This window comes from Bacillus sp. H1a (assembly GCF_000633475.1).
Taxonomy (GTDB): Bacteria; Bacillota; Bacilli; order Bacillales; family Bacillaceae_G; genus Bacillus_A; species Bacillus_A paramycoides.
The window spans coordinates 1-16,995 of the sequence record NZ_AYMH01000028.1; the positions used below are offsets into that span (position 1 = coordinate 1).

A 16,995-nucleotide genomic window follows, 5' to 3' on the forward strand; every position below is an offset into this window, starting at 1 on the left:
TGATTGCTGAGGCGAGAGTTTCGCGTTACCACTCAGCTTCCTTACACTTCTCACGAAATATAAGCTCTGTAGGTCCAATCAGACCCCCGTCCTTTTACCGGAGACGATGCCGCCGCCCTCTACTCAGTTTCCCTTTCGCAAGCGATGCTCCGAGGTGATCTTCAATGATTCGATTGTTACTACTCTCACAGCCTTGGAGCAGCTCTCTGAAACGATCATAATCATCTACTTTCCTCTTCTTTGCATATATAAAATATAAAGTCAGAAGATTCTTAATTAACTTTTATTTATTAAACGTATTATAGGACTTTGTTCTTTTCATTGTCAATATATTTTTTGAATTTTTTAATAAACTTAACCTTCATCCAACTAACATTTTGAATCACACCTAAACAAAATTTTATTTACTTTTGATATCAAATGCTTGTTTTCACGTTATTCTTTATTTATACCCCCCTGATTCTCATTACGTATGAGAAATCAGGGGGGTATAAATTTTTCGATACAATTCATCTACATCTTCTTTTCAACGGAAGTATCTTTCCGATCATACTTTACTCCATATTTATTACTCGGTCACAAATAGCATTTACATCCTCTCGATCATGTGTAACAAAAATACATGTCATTCCTTCTTTTTTTAATATATTCTTCAATTCTTGACGAATCTTTCCTCTTAAATCTGCATCTAGATTACTGAATGGTTCATCCATTAAAAGGATGGATGGATTAGGTGCTAGCGCACGCGCTAACGCCACACGCTGCTGCTGTCCACCGCTTAATTCATATGGATAACGCTTTTCAAATCCTTTTAAATCAATAAGCTCTAGCATATGTAGCAATCGATTCTTTTGCTCACTCTTTGAGAAATGATGTAAACCAAACTTAATATTTTTCTCCACCGTTAAATGCGGAAACAATGCATAGTCTTGAAAGACCATTCCCACTTCTCGTTTTTCTGGAACAAGAAAATGTTCATCATCTACAATCGTTTTATTCTTTATTTCAATGCTCCCTGATGAAGGGTACTCTAATCCTGCAATTAGGCGAAGTAATGTACTTTTCCCACTGCCACTTTTCCCGAGAATCCCAACAATTTCACCTTTTTCAATTGAAATAGACAGCCCATCAATAACATCTTGTTTTGCATTTTTATAACGGAAGCTAAGATTATTCATTTCAAAAAACATTACTACGCCTCCTTCTTCTCTAAACGATAAAAGATATATACTGATACCATACTAATCAAAACAATAATTAACGCTGGAATTGATGCTTCCTGTATTCGCTCATCACTTGCAAATTGATATGTTTTCGTTGCTAACGTATCAAAATTGAATGGGCGTAAAATTAACGTTAACGGAAGTTCTTTCATAATATCTACAAAAGTAAGAATAAAACCGCTAATAATAGTACCTTTCATAAGTGGTAAATCCACTTTGATAAAGGTTTTTGTCATCCCAAACCCTAGCATACGTGATGCTTCATAATACTTCGTCCCCATTTTTTCAAAACCAGCTTCAATAGAATTAAATCCGATTGCTAAGTATCGTATTACATAAGCAAAAATGACCATAACTATCGATAAACTTAAGACAAGTTTTCGATCTGTACCTACCCATTCATATAGTGTAGATAACCCTTTATCTACTGAAATAAATAATGTAAGTACACCAATAGCTAATACGGCACCAGGAATAGAGTAACCAATTGAAACAAACCTTGTTAATACGTTGGAAAATGAATTTTTTTGAACACGACACACATTTGCAATCATAATAGAAAGAACAATAATAATTGTTGTTGCTAGCAATGCTACAAACAATGTATTCTTTATTAATTCAATAAATTGTGTCTGTAACACACTTTCATACGTTAATAACGCCCATGAAATCATTTGTATGAACGGAATAGCAAATGAAAAGGAGAAAATCAATACACAATACGACAACGCTAATAAGCCTTTCCATCCTTTTAATCGAATTGGTGTTAACGCCTTTGTCTTACTCGTTGTAGCACTAAACTTTTTACGGTTTCGTAATAGTTTTTCAATGAATAAGAAAGTAATAACTCCAACCATTAAAATCGCTGCAAGCCTAACCGCCGAATCCACATCATACATTCCAAACCAAGTCTGAAAAATTGCTGTTGAAAAAGTTTGAATCCCAAAATAACTTGCTACTCCGTAATCATTTAGCACCTCTAATATTACTAAACTTACTCCTCCAACGATTGCGACTTGTGAAATAGGTAATACAACCTGATAGAATACTTGCCATTGGTTTTTCCCTAGTAAACGTGCATTTTCTATTAACGAAGCACTTTGATTTTCTAAATACGACTTTGTAATGATATATACATAAGGAAACAAAGTTATCGTAAAAATAAATACGGCACCTTGAATCGACATAATATTGAAATACGATGTATCTACCTTCCATTCTAACGTATTACGAAAGAAACGTTGCACAACTCCTGTATAACTTAGCATTCCACTATATGTATAGGCTGCAATATAAGGCGGAATCGCTAAAGGTAACACAAACATCCATCGAAATAGCTTTTTTAGTGGAAAATCATATGCCGCGACTAGCCAAGCAAGTGTCACACCGACAATAATCGTACATATCCCGGTGAAAAAAGCTAATTGCAAAGTATTCCATATGTAATCACGTAACATATAATCTTTAATGTGCTGCCAATTCTCGTTAACCTTCTGAAACAAACTGATCACAATGAAAAAATTGGGTAGCAAAACAATAGCTACTCCAACGAGGCTAATGGCTACCCAACTGTTCATATTTTGTTTCAGCATTCGTAAGAAATGCTGTTTTTTCATGTTTATTTCCAACCCACTTTATTAAAGATTTGTGTTGCTTTCGCGTTATTTTCACCTAGTACAGCAAAGTCTATTTTTTGCGTTTTAAATGTACCCCATGATTTTAATAACTCTGGCATTTCTGCTTTTTTATTAACTGGGAATTCAAAGTTTGCTTTTGATAATTCTGTTTGTGCTTTTTCACTTGTGAAGTATTCGATTAATTTCACTGCATTTTCTTTATTTTTACTATGTTTTACTAAACCAGCGCCACTAATGTTAACGTGTGTACCTGTTGTATCTTGGTTAGGGAAGAATACACCTAACTTTTCCGCGACCTTTACTTCTTCTGGATCTTGAGAATTCGCTAATAATCCAACGTAATACGTATTCATAATTGCGACATCCGCTTTACCAGCAACAACTGCTTTCGCTTGATCACGATCGCCGCCCTGTGGATCCTGTGCAAAGTTTTCAACAATACCCTTTGCCCATTCCTCTGCCTTTTGCTCACCATTTAATGCAATAAATGAAGCTAATAATGATTGGTTATATAAACTTGTAGAAGATCTTGCTAACACTTTCCCTTTCCAGTTCGCTGTTGCAATATCCTCATATGTAGACAATTGTTCTGGCTTCACACGGTCCTTTGCATAAACAAGAACACGAGCTCGTGTCGCAAGACCAATCCATTCATTATCTTTATCACGTAAATTTTTTGGAACGTTTTTATCAATTTCTTTAGAACTTACTGGTTGTAATACGCCATTTTTCTTAGCTGTATTCAACACACCACCATCCACTGTAATAAATAAATCAGCTTCAGTGCTTTCCCCTTCTCGTTTTAAACGTTCAATTAATTCTTCTGCTTTTCCTTTTACAACATTAACTTTAACACCTGTGTCTGCTGTAAAGGATTCGAATAATTTATCATCCGATTCATAGTGACGTGCTGTATAAACGTTTACTATTTTACTCTCTTCTTTTTTCTTTGTTTTAGCCGCTACGTCTTCCTCTTTTTTTGACGCGCATCCTGCCAATGTCCCTAATGCCATCATGGCAGCTAAAGAAACTGATAACAACTTCTTCATGTTTGTAATCCTCCCTATTCTCCCCTAAAGATATTGATAATCTTTATCAATATAAATTATAGAAAACTATAATTCAATTACCAATCTATATTCGGAAGCATTTACATGCAGAATTTTAACATTTTTTCTACAATTGATGACAAAATATTTACTTCTTCTATATCCATATATATAATGTAGAAGAATTCACACAATTACTACATTATATGTATTAATTATTACGTGAATAAAAAACTTGATAAAATATTTCGTCAAGTTTTTCACAGGACGCTTTTATCAATATTCTTTATGCATGCAACAATAAACGCGTAGGCTACTAACATTAAAGCTTTCAATTACCTAGGAGGAGTAGAAGCGTACCTATACTACTGATTTTCTTTTCCCTCTGATTGTTACTGAGAAACGGTCAATAAATTGATGTGGGCAGAGAATCTTTCGTATAAAAAACATATATTTTCAAATCTTTTTTATTGCGTAATAAAACCAACTATATAATACTATATAAAACATATATATTTAGGAGGATTACAGCAATGTCTGAAAAAACATACGAACTCGCTACCTTTGCAGGCGGTTGTTTTTGGTGTATGGTAAAACCATTTGATGAACTTCCTGGCATCCAAAAAGTCATTTCTGGATACGCAGGCGGTCACATTGAAAATCCAACATACGAACAAGTAAAATCAGGGATATCAGGACATTTAGAAGTCGTTCAAATTACATTCGATCCTTCTATTTTCCCGTATCAAAAATTACTTGATTTATATTGGCCACAAATTGATCCAACTGATGATGGTGGGCAATTTTTCGATCGCGGCCCCTCTTACCGCACAGCAATTTTTTATCATAATGAAACACAAAAAGAGCTTGCAGAAAAATCGAAGCAAACTCTAGCAGAAAGCGGTATATTTAAAGATCCTATCGTGACTGAAATTCGCTCAGCTGCACCTTTTTGTGAAGCAGAGGAATACCACCAACATTTCTATAAAAAGAATCCAGAGAAATATGCTACCGAGCAAAAAGAATCTGGGCGTGAAGAATTTATTAAAGAAAATTGGTCAAAAAAATAACACACTCTCTCCATGTTTTTTCATCTTTTTGAAAAAGCATGGAGTTTTATTATCTTTGGAAGAAATACAAAACGATGATAAGAACGATTACTGTTAATGTCCAAAGCTTTAATTCATTTATCACCCTTCTTTTCTTAGCTGACATTATCTGTCCTCACCTCACTTTTATTTTTCCACAGAAATACCTTTCTCCAATAAACATGAAAAAACCTCCAGTTCATTTCCTGAAGGCTCCATTGTAATGCATACTTATTTCTAGAATTACTTTTTCAATCTCTCAATAAAATCGTTCAACTTATCAAGTGATTTCATATTATGATTACAAGCTACACTATCTTTACAAATATAATTCCCCTTTTTAACGAAAGTTCCCGGTACATCACCCTTTATCTCAACTAAGAACATTCCTACTTCTTCATGCCCATGACATAATGAACAAATACTTTTTTTATTTATACTTTGGAATGTTCCTTGTAGACCAACAAACTTATTTTTATTGTTTTTCGCTATAATAAATTTCCTGCTCGAGCCTTTATCAATCCAGCCCAAATAAGATATTTCTTTCATATTGATTTCTTCCATATCAGGAAGTTTTAATTTTTTTGCCTTAGGGAATAATTTTTTTAACGTTTGTGCTGTAACTTCCTGAAACGGAATTACATACGGATTTATTTTCAGTAAAAATGATTCTGCATCTTCTCTATTTTCGACTGTTAATACCATATCAATTAACTCTTTTTGTTCGGTAGCCAAATTCTCAAAGACATTTAGTACTTTTTCAATAGCAAGAGATTTCAGTGCCGCAATAACCCCTCGATCATTTGCTGTCGCATGTCCATTTGCTAAAATATAAGCTTGTGATTTTATAAAATTATATTGATCACTTCTAATAAAAGCTTCCATCTTTATCACTCCATACAAATTGTTGATCTAGTATCATTGTATACAATAATCATGTTTTACGGTATGTAAAAGACGATTTACAAAAGAACTTTACATAACAAAACCGCCTCTAGGTTTCCCATTAGAGGCGGCTTCCTTATTTAGAATACACGATTTTCTTAATCGTTTCCCCGGACAGAAAATACTTTTCAGCAAGTTGATGAATAGCAATTCCACTTTTAAACGCATCCTTAATTGCTTTATTTCGTTCATCTAATTGCTTTCTTCCTCCAGATTGTGTACCCCATTTATAATGTTCCGTTTCTTGTTTTGGAATGTAAATTGTTTCACCTTGTACATACTTTTGAATTTCAATAATTAAACTTTCTGGTAAAACAGTCGCAGCTTTTACGTATTTCATTTCTGCTCGCCCCTTATTTTTTATGGTTCATTTCAATAAGGTGCAAAGCCAAATATAAAAAATGATACGAGCTCATTTGGGCGATTGTATATTACTTGTCTACCTCACGCAAAGTATCGCCATTTCCATACTTGGCTTTGCATGAGACGTTGCAGTGTCTGGCAATTGAATTATAATCGCCATATAAACACCTCCTAATATACCTTTTGCATTTTATTATATGACAAATCCTCTCACCTTGCACCTTCCATGCTTTCTTAAAGAAAAAGCGCTAGCCTTTCGTTAAAACGATAGACTAGCGCTTTAGATTAAATGATTCCTAATACATTTAGGAATACGATAATAATCGCAATTGGTGCAATATAGCGAAGTAAGAATAACCATAATACGAATAGTTTATAGCCTTTATTTTTACTTACGCCAAGCTCTTTCATTAATACATCCTTCTTCATTTTTAAAGGAACGAAGATGGAAACCAGTAATACGCCTAGTGGCATTAATACGTTACTAACCGCATAATCTGCTAAATCAAAGACAGTCTTTCCAAAAATCTTGAGATCACTTAAAATCCCGAATGATAATGCTGATGGTACACCAACAACGAAGATTAATAACCCAACTATTAAGGCCATTTTTTCGCGTTTCCCTTTACCTTTTGATGTTAATGACGCAACACTAATTTCTAACATCGAAATTGCTGATGTAATAGTAGCAAAGAAGAATAGTAATAAAAAAACGATGAAGAATAATTTTCCGAACGCCATTTTACTAAAAATAGCTGGCAATACGATAAATAATAGCCCCGGTCCTTGAGATGGTTCCATTCCAAATGCGAACACAACTGGGAAAATTGCAAGTCCTGCAAGTAATGTAATAACAAGCGTCAAAGCTACAATAGAAAATGCTGAACGCGGTAAACTTTCTTCTTTCGGTAAGTATGAGCTATACGTTACCATAACAGCTACACCGACAGATAGCGAGAAGAACGATTGCCCCATTGCATATAAAATAATTTCTGACGTTACGTTTGAGAAATCAGGTTGCAAGAAGAAGCGAACTCCTTCTCCAGCACCGTCTAATGTAAGTGCACGAACAATTAATACAAAGAATAAAACGAATAGTGCTGGCATGAAATATTTATTTACTTTTTCAACACCATTTTGTACACCTTTACTTACGATAAAAATAGTAATAAGGATGAATAATAGCTGTGATCCAACCGCTAAATACGGATTGGAAATGATTTCACCAAACGTAGCTTCGTATGCCCCATTTCCTTCCCATAGTCTACCTGTAATTGCATTCCATAAATATAATAGAATCCAACCTCCTACAACACTGTAGAAAGAAAGTAATATGAAACATGTTACAATCCCCAACTTACCTAACCACGGCCATAGCGTTTTAGGCGCAATTTCTCTGTACGCATCAACGGCCTCTTTTTGTGTACTTCTTCCAATAACGAATTCGGCTAATAATAGCGGTAAACCAATTAATAATGTGAAACCAATGAAAATAAGGAAGAACGCGCCGCCTCCTCCGATGCCGGCCATATACGGGAATTTCCAAATCGCCCCAAGACCAATTGCTGAACCTGCTGCAGCTAATATGAAGCCTAATTTCGATGTCCATTGCTGTGAATTCATTTGTTTATCTCCTCTCTTTATCTTTTTTCTGTTTTACAATTCGGTATTTATATTGTTCTATCAATACTTTTTTCTAATACACTCCCTTCCTCCCTAATAAAAAACGCCCCTACGTAAACACGTAGGGACGACAAAAATATCGCGGTACCACCCTAGTTATGAAGATACACCAAAAGTAAGACCTAAATAAAAACGCCCCTACGTAAATACGTAGGGACGATAAAATATCGCGGTACCACCCTAGTTATGAAGACACAACTAAGTAAGACCTAAATAAAAAACGTCCCTACGTAAATACGTAGGGACGATATATATCGCGGTACCACCCTAGTTGTGAAAAAAATCTTCACCACTTTATTTGATAACGGTATGCACTACCGTCTTTCATTTCCTCACAATGTAAGATTTATGAAAGATGCTCCAGGACGAACTTCATGAATAATCTATATACTGATTCACACCAACCATCAGCTCTCTAAAATAGGGAGATTTTCACTACTATACCCTTTCATTGCCCAAATATTATTTTCCGAATTGATTACTATCATTTTTATCATACATTAAAAATAGTGTCAACTCATATTTTGAATTTTTATGTATTACATTCTATTTAAAAATTCAAAATATGACTTTTGTATGAATAGTATTAGAACATTTATGGTTTATACTGTATTAACTTCTCTAGCAGGTTTATAGTAGTATACGATGAATGCAAGACAGCACGAGTAGGAGGAAAGGATTTTGTCTACTTCAAAAGTTTTAAAAGGCACTGCTTTATTAAGTGGTGCAACAATGATTTCACGAATTTTAGGTTTTATATACTTCTTCCCTTTTCAATTATTAGTTGGAACGCAAGGGGTCGCTTTATACGGATATGCATACTCTTGGTACGGTATTTTATTAAGTTTTTCAACAGCTGGTATTCCTATTGCCGTCTCCAAATTTGTTGCAAAGCATAATGCGCTTGGTGATTATAGTACAAGTAAAAAATTATACAACTCTAGCGTAAAATTGATGCTGTTTATGGGCTTTTTAGGATTTTTAATTTTATTTATTGGAGCACCATACATATCACAATTTATTATTCGTTCAAAAACACCAGATCCACAATTTATCGCCGATGTAACACTTACGATGCGAGCATTAAGTTTCGCGCTTATTATCGTACCAGCTATGAGTGTTACACGTGGTTATTTCCAAGGTTTTCAACATATGAAGCCAAGTGCCGTTTCTCAAGTCGTAGAACAAATTGCACGTGTCGTTTTCATTTTAGTCGGTAGTTTTATCGTCTCAAAACTATTAGGTGGTTCAGTAGCTTCTTCTGTTGCAGTTGCTACATTTGGTGCTGTTATCGGGGCACTTGCTAGCGTCTCAATTTTAATGCTGTACTGGAAAAAATATAATGGATTAAAACCTCCTGAAGGCGAGCTAAAGTCAAGAGCATCCGATATTCCGTTAAAAAATATTTATATGGAATTACTTCGATATGCAATTCCAATAGTATTTGTCGGCATTGCCATTCCACTTTATACACTAGTAGATCAATATACAGTCGCTGATGTCCTTAGAGCGATGGGAGAGCCTTTAGAAGCCGCGAATGCAGTCTTTGCTTATATAACGAACTATGCCCAAAAGTTAATTATGATTCCAGCTTCACTTGCAACTGGATTCTCATTAACGATAATTCCAGCTATTACGAAATCTTATACAAGCGGGAAGCTAGATGAATTACAAGAACAAATTTCAAAGATATTCCAAGTATTGTTATTCTTCACTATCCCAGCCGCATTCGGTTTAGCTAGTATCGCTTACGATGCATTCCGCATGGTTTATGTAAATCCTGAAATTGCACTTGGGGGATCGCAATATTTAATTTCATTTGCACCTTCTGCTATATTAAGTGCGATTTTCACAGTTTCCGCAGCTATATTACAAGGAATTGATTATCAAAGAAAAACAATGATTGCATTCTCAGTCGGTATCCTCGTTAAGGTTTTAGTGAACACACCACTCTTACATTTATTTGGCGGACACGGTGCTGTACTCGGCACAATTCTTGGATATCTCGTTTCAAATATTATTATGTTGTACTGCATCATTAAGTTTGCGAAATTCAAAATTGGTGAAACAACAAAAACAGTATTTCTTATTACGATATACTCCGCAGCAATGTCTGCTGTTGTAATTGCATTAAGAGCATTTATAAGTTGGATTATTCCTGGCCAATCTTATATAGAATCACTGATCATTGTGTTTATATGCGCAGCAGCAGGAGGACTTGTTTATCTTTTATTCGTATTAACGAGCGGACTTGCTTCTCATATTCTCGGTGATCGTATTCAACGTTTACCTGTACTAGGAAAGTTAGTGAAATAAAATAATACTATAATCAGTGGGGTTCTTCCCCCTGATTATTAGCCCTCACCAATCGAACCTTAACCGGCATCACGATTCCTATCTAATCTCCATTATGATGTTATTCATCTTTCCCAAGTTAACATTTCTACATCAAAATTCATTTTCCTTATCATTACCACATGTCCATCAAGCGAATATTATTAAGTACCAAAAACATTTTTATATCTTTTGACAATAAATAGATTATGCAAATTAAGCTTCGTTCTTATTTTGGAGATTTTCTAGTACTTTAAGCACATGAAGATTTTTTCTTATCAACATAAAAATGGAGTCTCAAGATGCTACTCTTGAAACTCCACCTTCTTTCAATTACTATTAGATGTTTAAGAGTTTGATGGATACCAAGAGAATTTCGTGTCACTATCCAGCGGTTTATTCTTAGTTTCCTTTTGGATTAAGTTAAACCACTCATTTAATATTTGAGTTTTTGGCAATTGGGCGGCAGAATCATCTTCCCAGATAATATGTGAAAACCAGGCTTTTGTTTCCCATTCAAATTGTAATTCTGCAAAGGAAATTGTAGGATGTTCAGCTTCATTAAATTGCTGATTTACTGCATTTGAAACTTCTGAGGCTTGAGGTAACAACTCGTTCTGAATTCTATTTTTTATAGTCTCATTTTCTAGCTGATCCCAAAAATACAATTGCCCGTTTATTTGATAGAAAATATCAAATGAAGCCTCACCTTTTTTCAAGTTCAGTAAAACGAATGCACGTTCCACATTATTGTCAGCCGCCTTTACAGCATTAATAATTATATTTTGTGCCATCGATACCCAATATCCATTTGCTTCTTCTATCGGAGATTCAACATACAATTCTTCATTTAATTCATGTAGAGTTGCTTCTTGATTGTTTACTTGTTCAACTTTTTTGAAAAACCTATTAAAAAAACCCATAGCTTCCCCCTTATTACTGTTTTCTTATTTCAATTATAATAAATAGATAATAACAAATTTTCCCTGTAATTCAATTGTATCATTTTCAAATTCTTTATAAAACAAAACGATTTACCAGTATTTATTTATGTATGTAATGCGCTTCTTTAATTAGAAGTTCAACTTTGCAAAGATGGTGACAAAAGTGATTATTGGATATTTAAATATAAATTCTCAAAAGAGTGTCACCGTTAGAGTAGAATATAATCCGATTACAAAGGCATATTGGTCTCGCATTATTGAAATGAGCGAAGAGACAAAAAAGAAATTAAATAAACAATTTAACTTCATAGAAAAATAGAAAACAAACATCTCCTTTAGCCTCTTTATACAAAAAGAACCAAGGTTAGAAATGTTTGTTTTCATTTTCTATTTCACAAAATAAAAAATAGATTTTTCTTGCTCATCAATAGTTACTTCTGGAGCGTATGTATGAACTAATTGCACCACTTCTCCTATTAGCAACTCTAATTCTTGCACACTATATTCCGGATTCCCTATTAACGTGTCCGCCATACGTTCATATAAATTTTCAGGTTTAATAGTCATTCGTTCCACATTGTATGGCATCCATTTAAATGCAGGATGATGCACATACATTCGGTTCAGACCAAATAAGACTCCAAATATATTTCTTTGTACTTCACAAATGACATCATAAAGCATAAGCCAATCTTTTCGTTTCAAAAGAGCCTCTCGATTATGCCAACGATTGCTTAGCCAAAGATTTTCTGAAATCATCTTTTTCGCCAGTTCTTCTGGATATGCTTCAACTCTATCTTTTAGCGCATGTACTTTCACTTCTCCATACAAACTCACACCATCATGAACCGATGATACAATACATTGTTTCTCATAATTTATATCATACTGCTCTACAACTTCTGAAATAACCTTTTCTACTGTCATTGTTAAAAAATTACTAATCTCTAGTTTAATTCCTTCTTTCGTCAAATACGTTTCCGACCATTCTTCTTCCTCGTAAGGATGATATGATAAAATCGTTCCACCAATATTGTTAATAGGCCCTTGACGATCCTCATCCTCTGGTGGTGATGACCATAATATATGCAATTCAATATCTGAATGTTCATCTTCTAATTTTCTCGCTACAGAGCCTGCTAAAATAATAGCTTCGACTTTCGGGTTTTGCCTATAAATTCCCGAAATTTCTATCGCCTTCTCTTTTAATCCCATTTCATTTCCCCCTAAAGCTGAACCATTCTCCTTTATTTACATTTATCTATTTCGATATCACATCTTACATTCCCTTTACCACTTTCACCTTTTCAAAATTCACTCAATCAAATTTTTATCCAATAACGTTGCACAACTTCACCAGAATTAGAAGAAACAACTTCATCTTCTAACACACCGCCAACCTTTTGAATTGTTTTAGCCGAACCAACATTCACTTTATCACAAGTTATTAACACTTTCTTCAAACCTAATTTTTCCGCTTCAGCTAAAGAAAGTAGAAGTTGCTTAGTAGCATATCCCTTTCGACGTTCATCGGGATGAATACTATACCCAATATGACCACTTTCCAACAATAACTCTGGATTTAACCGGTGTCGAATATTCACAAAACCTATTAATTTTCCATTCTCAACACTTAAAAACTGACTAGACGGCACTCGATTAGATGGTAAGTTTTCTCCTACTTCTTGTATACTCACTTTTTTAAACCATTCATCAAATGAATCAAAATTTTGTAAAGAACAACTACCGTGTGGTTGTTCTCCTGCATGTAAAAATGCTTCCCGATACTCCATAATCTCCCCACTATATTTATGTATTGGTTTTAATAGTTTCATTGTCCTTCTCCTCTCTTAATAACCTAAAACAAACACCTTAATAGTCCTATTTCACTATTAAGGTGTTTCCATCACTTTTATTCAAATAGCCCCATACTTAAATAACGTTCCCCTGTATCAGGCGCAATACATAAAACTTTTTTACCAGCACCTAGGCGTTTTGCAATCATAATTGCTGCGTAAACAGAAGCTCCTGAAGATGGCCCTACTAGTAATCCCTCTTGCTTTGCTAAATTTCTCATTGTAGTTAATGCCTCTTCATCTGCAATTTGAATAATTTCGTTATACACTTCTGTATTTAAGTTTTTCGGAATAAAACCAGGACTTGTTCCTACTAGTTTATGAGGTCCCGGAACACCACCAGATAAAACTGGTGATCCTTTCGGTTCTACTACTGCAATATATAAGTTTGGTAGTTTCTCTTTTAATGTTTCACCAGTCCCTGTAATTGTTCCACCCGTTCCTGCTGTCGCTACGAATGCATCAAGCTCTCCATCCATTTGTTCATAAATTTCAAGCGCAGTCGTATAACGATGTATATTCGGATTTGCTGGATTTTCAAATTGCTGCGGAATGAAACTATTTGGAATTTCTTTTTGTAACTCTACCGCCTTCGCAATTGCTCCTGGCATTCTTTGTTCTGCCGGTGTTAAGACTACTTCTGCCCCGTATGCTTTCAATAAATTAATACGCTCTTTTGACATATTATCTGGCATAATTAAAATAGCTTTATATCCTTTAGCAGCTGCATTCATCGCTAAACCAATTCCTGTATTTCCACTTGTCGGTTCAATAATTGTATCACCAGGTTTTATAAGTCCATTTTCCTCAGCAGCATGAAGTAAATTATAAGCAGCGCGGTCTTTCACACTCCGCGACGGATTAAACATTTCCAGTTTTACATACACATCCGCTGCGTCTTCTGGAATGAATTTAGATAATCGGACGACAGGTGTATCTCCTATTAATTCTGTAACGTTTTCACATAATTTCATAGCGCATCCCCTATTCTATCGTTTTCTTATCATTTGGCAGTAACCATGAAGTCAGTCCAATTAATGGTAAACAACTACATAATAGCATAATAAACTGAAGACTATACATATCAGCCAATTTCCCAAGAACTACAGCACCTAATGCTCCAAGACCAAACGCAAGGCCTACAATTAATCCTGATACCATCCCTACTTTTCCAGGAACAAGCTCTTGCGCATAGACAACAATTACACTAAAACTACTTGAACTAATAAAACCGATACATAAAAATAGCGGTACAACCCACACGAGCGAAACGTGGGGTAATAAAAGTGCAAGCGGCGCTGAACCGAGCATTGAAAATACAATTATCTTTTTCTTACCGAATCGATCTGCTAACGGACCACCAAAGAAAGTCCCTAATACCCCTGCAATCATAAAAGCAAAGACGAAATACTGTGCATTTTTTATAGATAAACCGTAATGCTCTATTAAATAAAATTGATAGAAATTCCCGATACCAGCACCGTACCAAGAACGTACGAATGTTAGAAAAACAAGAAGCAAAATAACAAATTTAATGTGCGTACTTACAATCGCATTTTCAGCCTCAAGCGCAGCTCGTTTCTTTCTTCTTACAGCACCATTCATTAATTCATTTTTATACCAATTTGACACGAAGATTAACAATACAATCCCTACCGCTGCGAAAGCAGTAAAACCAAGAGAACCAATTTGACCGAGCGGAACGAAAATGAGCGCTGTAAAAATAGGTGCTAGAGAGTTCCCTGTATTTCCTCCCACTTGATAAATCGCTTGTGCTAAACCTCGTTTTGCACCTGCTGCCATATAAGCAACTCGGGCACCTTCTGGATGAAAGACTGCGGAACCTAATCCAATAAATAAAACAGAAATAATAACAATAATAAAATTCGGTGCAAATGCGAGTCCAATCATTCCAAGCATACTCGAAAACATACCGAGCGGTAATAAGAATGGTGACGGCTTCTTATCCGAATACATACCAAAAACCGGCTGCATAATCGATGACGTCATATTTAACGCAAACGCAATCCATCCTACTTGCATATAGGATAAATTCATCGTTTTTTCCAAAATAGGAAACAATGCCGGCACAACCGCTTGCATCGAATCATTTAAAAAATGTCCGAAACTAATTGCAAATAGTATACGGTATATTGTCGGTGTTTCTACTGCATTTTTTTGTGAAACTGCCTGCATATATGAATCTCTCCTTCCTCTACAAAATATATATTTATTACAGTAAGTTTGAGACTCCCACGACTAAAGTCGCAAGCCCGAATCCTTACGGAATTACGGGCGGGATTCTTGAATGACTAAGCGTTCGCAGTCCATTTCTGTTTTGAACAGCCTTCAAGATGAGGGCATCCCATTGCCCCTCCTAAACCAGACCATATAGGTGCTTAGGCTGATTGACTGTTACCATCAATCACAGTTGCGTAGCGAATATTCATCGCCCCAACGATATCACGGTGTGTCTCAAACCCACATGGACACTTGTACTTTCTGTCTTGTGCCCTGTTCTTTTCAGCACATTTCGGACAGCTTTGACTTGTATAAGCTGGATTCACATATTCAACCTGAATATTAGCTAATATCGCTTTATATTCAATAAATTTTGACAAACGATAGAATGACCAAGTGTGTAGGTTTTTTTCGTTTTTGCGGCTTGTTCTTGCCGTCTGTCTTATATTCGTTAATTGTTCTAATCGAATGACAGAAATATGATTTGCAATCGCAAAATCAATAATTTCACGACTTATTTTGTGGTCTTTATCTTGCATCCATCTTTGTTCTTTATCATCCAATCGCCGAATCGCATTCACTTTTTTGGCTTTTCCTAATTTCTTACGAATACAACGAAACTTACGCTTCTTACATTTGTTTTGTCTACCATTTCCAAAGAAACGAACCTTATCATCATCTGTGATTGCTACAGCGGGGACCTTGAGACCTAAGTTTACTCCTAAAATTTTCGTTCCCGCCCTTTCATTTGTAGGAAGCATGACAGCTATTTGGGCCATCCACTTATTCGATTTCTTTATGATACGAAGTGTACCTAACTTATGTTTTAACAAATCTAAATTGCGATTATTTTTATCTGTTAATAAAGCTCGAACCTTTAAACGAGTTGACTTTCCATTTACCATAAATGGAATGGAAATATAAGTACAGTCAAATGAATAATTTTGATTGTTCCATACACAAACAAGTCTTTTTAGAATCGGAATGATTTTATAATGGCTTTTCTTTACTTTTGTAGCAAACAAACTTTTCGCGTCTTTAATCGCTTGATTCTTCACCGCACTTGGGATATTTGCTTCAATATCTTTTGTGCTTTTTTTCGTAGTTTTCTTTGCTTTAACCATTTCCGATACAAGTGTATTTATAACTTTGATATATTCGTGACTACTTTGTTCCAATAAACGGATTTGTTCTATTGTTGGAATCAATTTCACTTTCACTGTTAGGGTCTGTGACATACGTTTCATCCCCTTGTTTTTTTGATTTTCAGCATCGTTCATTTGATACATTTCTAGCAATAGAAACAAAATAAGAACGTGTCCATAAACTTTGCAACTGCATGAGACGAGGAGATTTTTCTCTCAAACACTTTGAAACGTTCTTCTATCATCATTGATTCTCGTTACAATATATCATTTATTTTCGAAAAATTACAACAAAAAGACCGGAAGAAACTACCTATACTTTGGATACTTAAAGTACCACGAACCTTGCGATTTTTAGTGGTACTCTGTATCCAACCTCACTTTCATCCCATGCCTAAAGGCGATGAGTTTTATCGTTCGGGAAGGGTTGTAATAAATCAAGACTTTAATCAGAGTAAATTCTGAGTTTTGAAACATTTCCATTCTA

Annotated in this window: 14 protein-coding genes, 1 pseudogene and 2 other annotated features; of the genes and pseudogenes, 2 read left to right on the forward strand and 13 right to left on the reverse strand. The window is 35.0% G+C overall.

The window, feature by feature from the left end:
* Window positions 1-4: 4 nt before the first annotated feature.
* Window positions 5-250: a binding site (T-box leader), on the reverse strand.
* Between the two features lie 304 nt (window positions 251-554).
* The 3 genes from U860_RS0113440 to U860_RS0113450 are packed head-to-tail and all read right to left on the reverse strand — an operon-like array spanning window position 555 to window position 3,909.
* Window positions 555-1,190 (reverse strand): ABC transporter ATP-binding protein, encoded by a 636-nt coding sequence (locus U860_RS0113440; RefSeq protein ID WP_025148927.1) that lies wholly within the window; start codon window positions 1,188-1,190, stop codon window positions 555-557.
* 2 nt (window positions 1,191-1,192) lie between these two features.
* Window positions 1,193-2,839 (reverse strand): iron ABC transporter permease, encoded by a 1,647-nt coding sequence (locus U860_RS0113445; protein WP_025148928.1) that lies wholly within the window; start codon window positions 2,837-2,839, stop codon window positions 1,193-1,195.
* Window positions 2,840-2,841: 2 nt separating this feature from the next.
* On the reverse strand, window positions 2,842-3,909 hold the full coding sequence (locus U860_RS0113450) for a Fe(3+) ABC transporter substrate-binding protein (RefSeq protein ID WP_025148929.1): 1,068 nt from the start codon (window positions 3,907-3,909) through the stop codon (window positions 2,842-2,844).
* A gap of 533 nt (window positions 3,910-4,442) precedes the next feature.
* Between U860_RS0113450 and msrA the strand changes: the two genes are divergently transcribed.
* Window positions 4,443-4,979, forward strand: coding sequence for a peptide-methionine (S)-S-oxide reductase MsrA (gene msrA, locus U860_RS0113455; RefSeq protein ID WP_025148930.1), 537 nt, complete (start codon window positions 4,443-4,445; stop codon window positions 4,977-4,979).
* A gap of 261 nt (window positions 4,980-5,240) precedes the next feature.
* On the opposite strand, the gene U860_RS0113460 is transcribed toward msrA, so the two are convergent.
* The 3 genes from U860_RS0113460 to U860_RS0113475 form a co-directional block, all read right to left on the reverse strand.
* Window positions 5,241-5,882, reverse strand: a complete 642-nt coding sequence (locus tag U860_RS0113460; RefSeq protein WP_025148931.1) for an elongation factor G-binding protein — start codon at window positions 5,880-5,882, stop codon at window positions 5,241-5,243.
* 136 nt (window positions 5,883-6,018) lie between these two features.
* Window positions 6,019-6,282 carry a CD3324 family protein gene (locus U860_RS0113465; protein WP_002171359.1) on the reverse strand — a complete coding sequence of 88 codons (264 nt, stop codon included), beginning with the start codon at window positions 6,280-6,282 and terminating at the stop codon, window positions 6,019-6,021.
* 308 nt (window positions 6,283-6,590) lie between these two features.
* Window positions 6,591-7,928, reverse strand: coding sequence for a sodium-dependent transporter (locus U860_RS0113475; protein ID WP_025148932.1), 1,338 nt, complete (start codon window positions 7,926-7,928; stop codon window positions 6,591-6,593).
* 297 nt (window positions 7,929-8,225) lie between these two features.
* Window positions 8,226-8,449, reverse strand: a binding site (T-box leader).
* Window positions 8,450-8,669: 220 nt separating this feature from the next.
* On the opposite strand from U860_RS0113475, the gene U860_RS0113480 reads away from it, so the two are divergent.
* Window positions 8,670-10,304, forward strand: a complete 1,635-nt coding sequence (locus tag U860_RS0113480; RefSeq protein ID WP_025148933.1) for a polysaccharide biosynthesis protein — start codon at window positions 8,670-8,672, stop codon at window positions 10,302-10,304.
* A gap of 365 nt (window positions 10,305-10,669) precedes the next feature.
* On the opposite strand, the gene U860_RS0113485 is transcribed toward U860_RS0113480, so the two are convergent.
* The 7 genes and pseudogenes from U860_RS0113485 to U860_RS36400 form a co-directional block, all read right to left on the reverse strand.
* Entirely contained in the window at window positions 10,670-11,245 is a 576-nt protein-coding gene (locus tag U860_RS0113485) for a hypothetical protein (RefSeq protein WP_025148934.1), read from the reverse strand.
* Window positions 11,246-11,653: 408 nt separating this feature from the next.
* A complete protein-coding gene (locus tag U860_RS0113495) occupies window positions 11,654-12,481 on the reverse strand; it encodes a DUF4037 domain-containing protein (protein ID WP_025148935.1) in 828 nt (275 codons plus the stop codon).
* A gap of 107 nt (window positions 12,482-12,588) precedes the next feature.
* Window positions 12,589-13,101: a GNAT family N-acetyltransferase gene (locus U860_RS0113500; RefSeq protein ID WP_025148936.1), complete on the reverse strand. Its 513-nt coding sequence runs from the start codon at window positions 13,099-13,101 to the stop codon at window positions 12,589-12,591.
* A gap of 77 nt (window positions 13,102-13,178) precedes the next feature.
* The gene (cysK, locus tag U860_RS0113505) at window positions 13,179-14,096 is read right to left on the reverse strand and encodes a cysteine synthase A (protein ID WP_025148937.1); all 918 of its coding nucleotides are present in this window, start codon (window positions 14,094-14,096) and stop codon (window positions 13,179-13,181) included.
* A 10-nt stretch (window positions 14,097-14,106) separates the two neighbouring features.
* On the reverse strand, window positions 14,107-15,318 hold the full coding sequence (locus U860_RS0113510) for an MFS transporter (RefSeq protein ID WP_002171353.1): 1,212 nt from the start codon (window positions 15,316-15,318) through the stop codon (window positions 14,107-14,109).
* A gap of 203 nt (window positions 15,319-15,521) precedes the next feature.
* A complete protein-coding gene (locus U860_RS0113515; RefSeq protein WP_025148938.1) occupies window positions 15,522-16,601 on the reverse strand; it encodes an RNA-guided endonuclease TnpB family protein in 1,080 nt (359 codons plus the stop codon).
* 28 nt (window positions 16,602-16,629) lie between these two features.
* Window positions 16,630-16,737, reverse strand: a pseudogene (locus U860_RS36400) (IS200/IS605 family transposase); the annotation flags it as partial.
* Window positions 16,738-16,995: the final 258 nt, after the last annotated feature.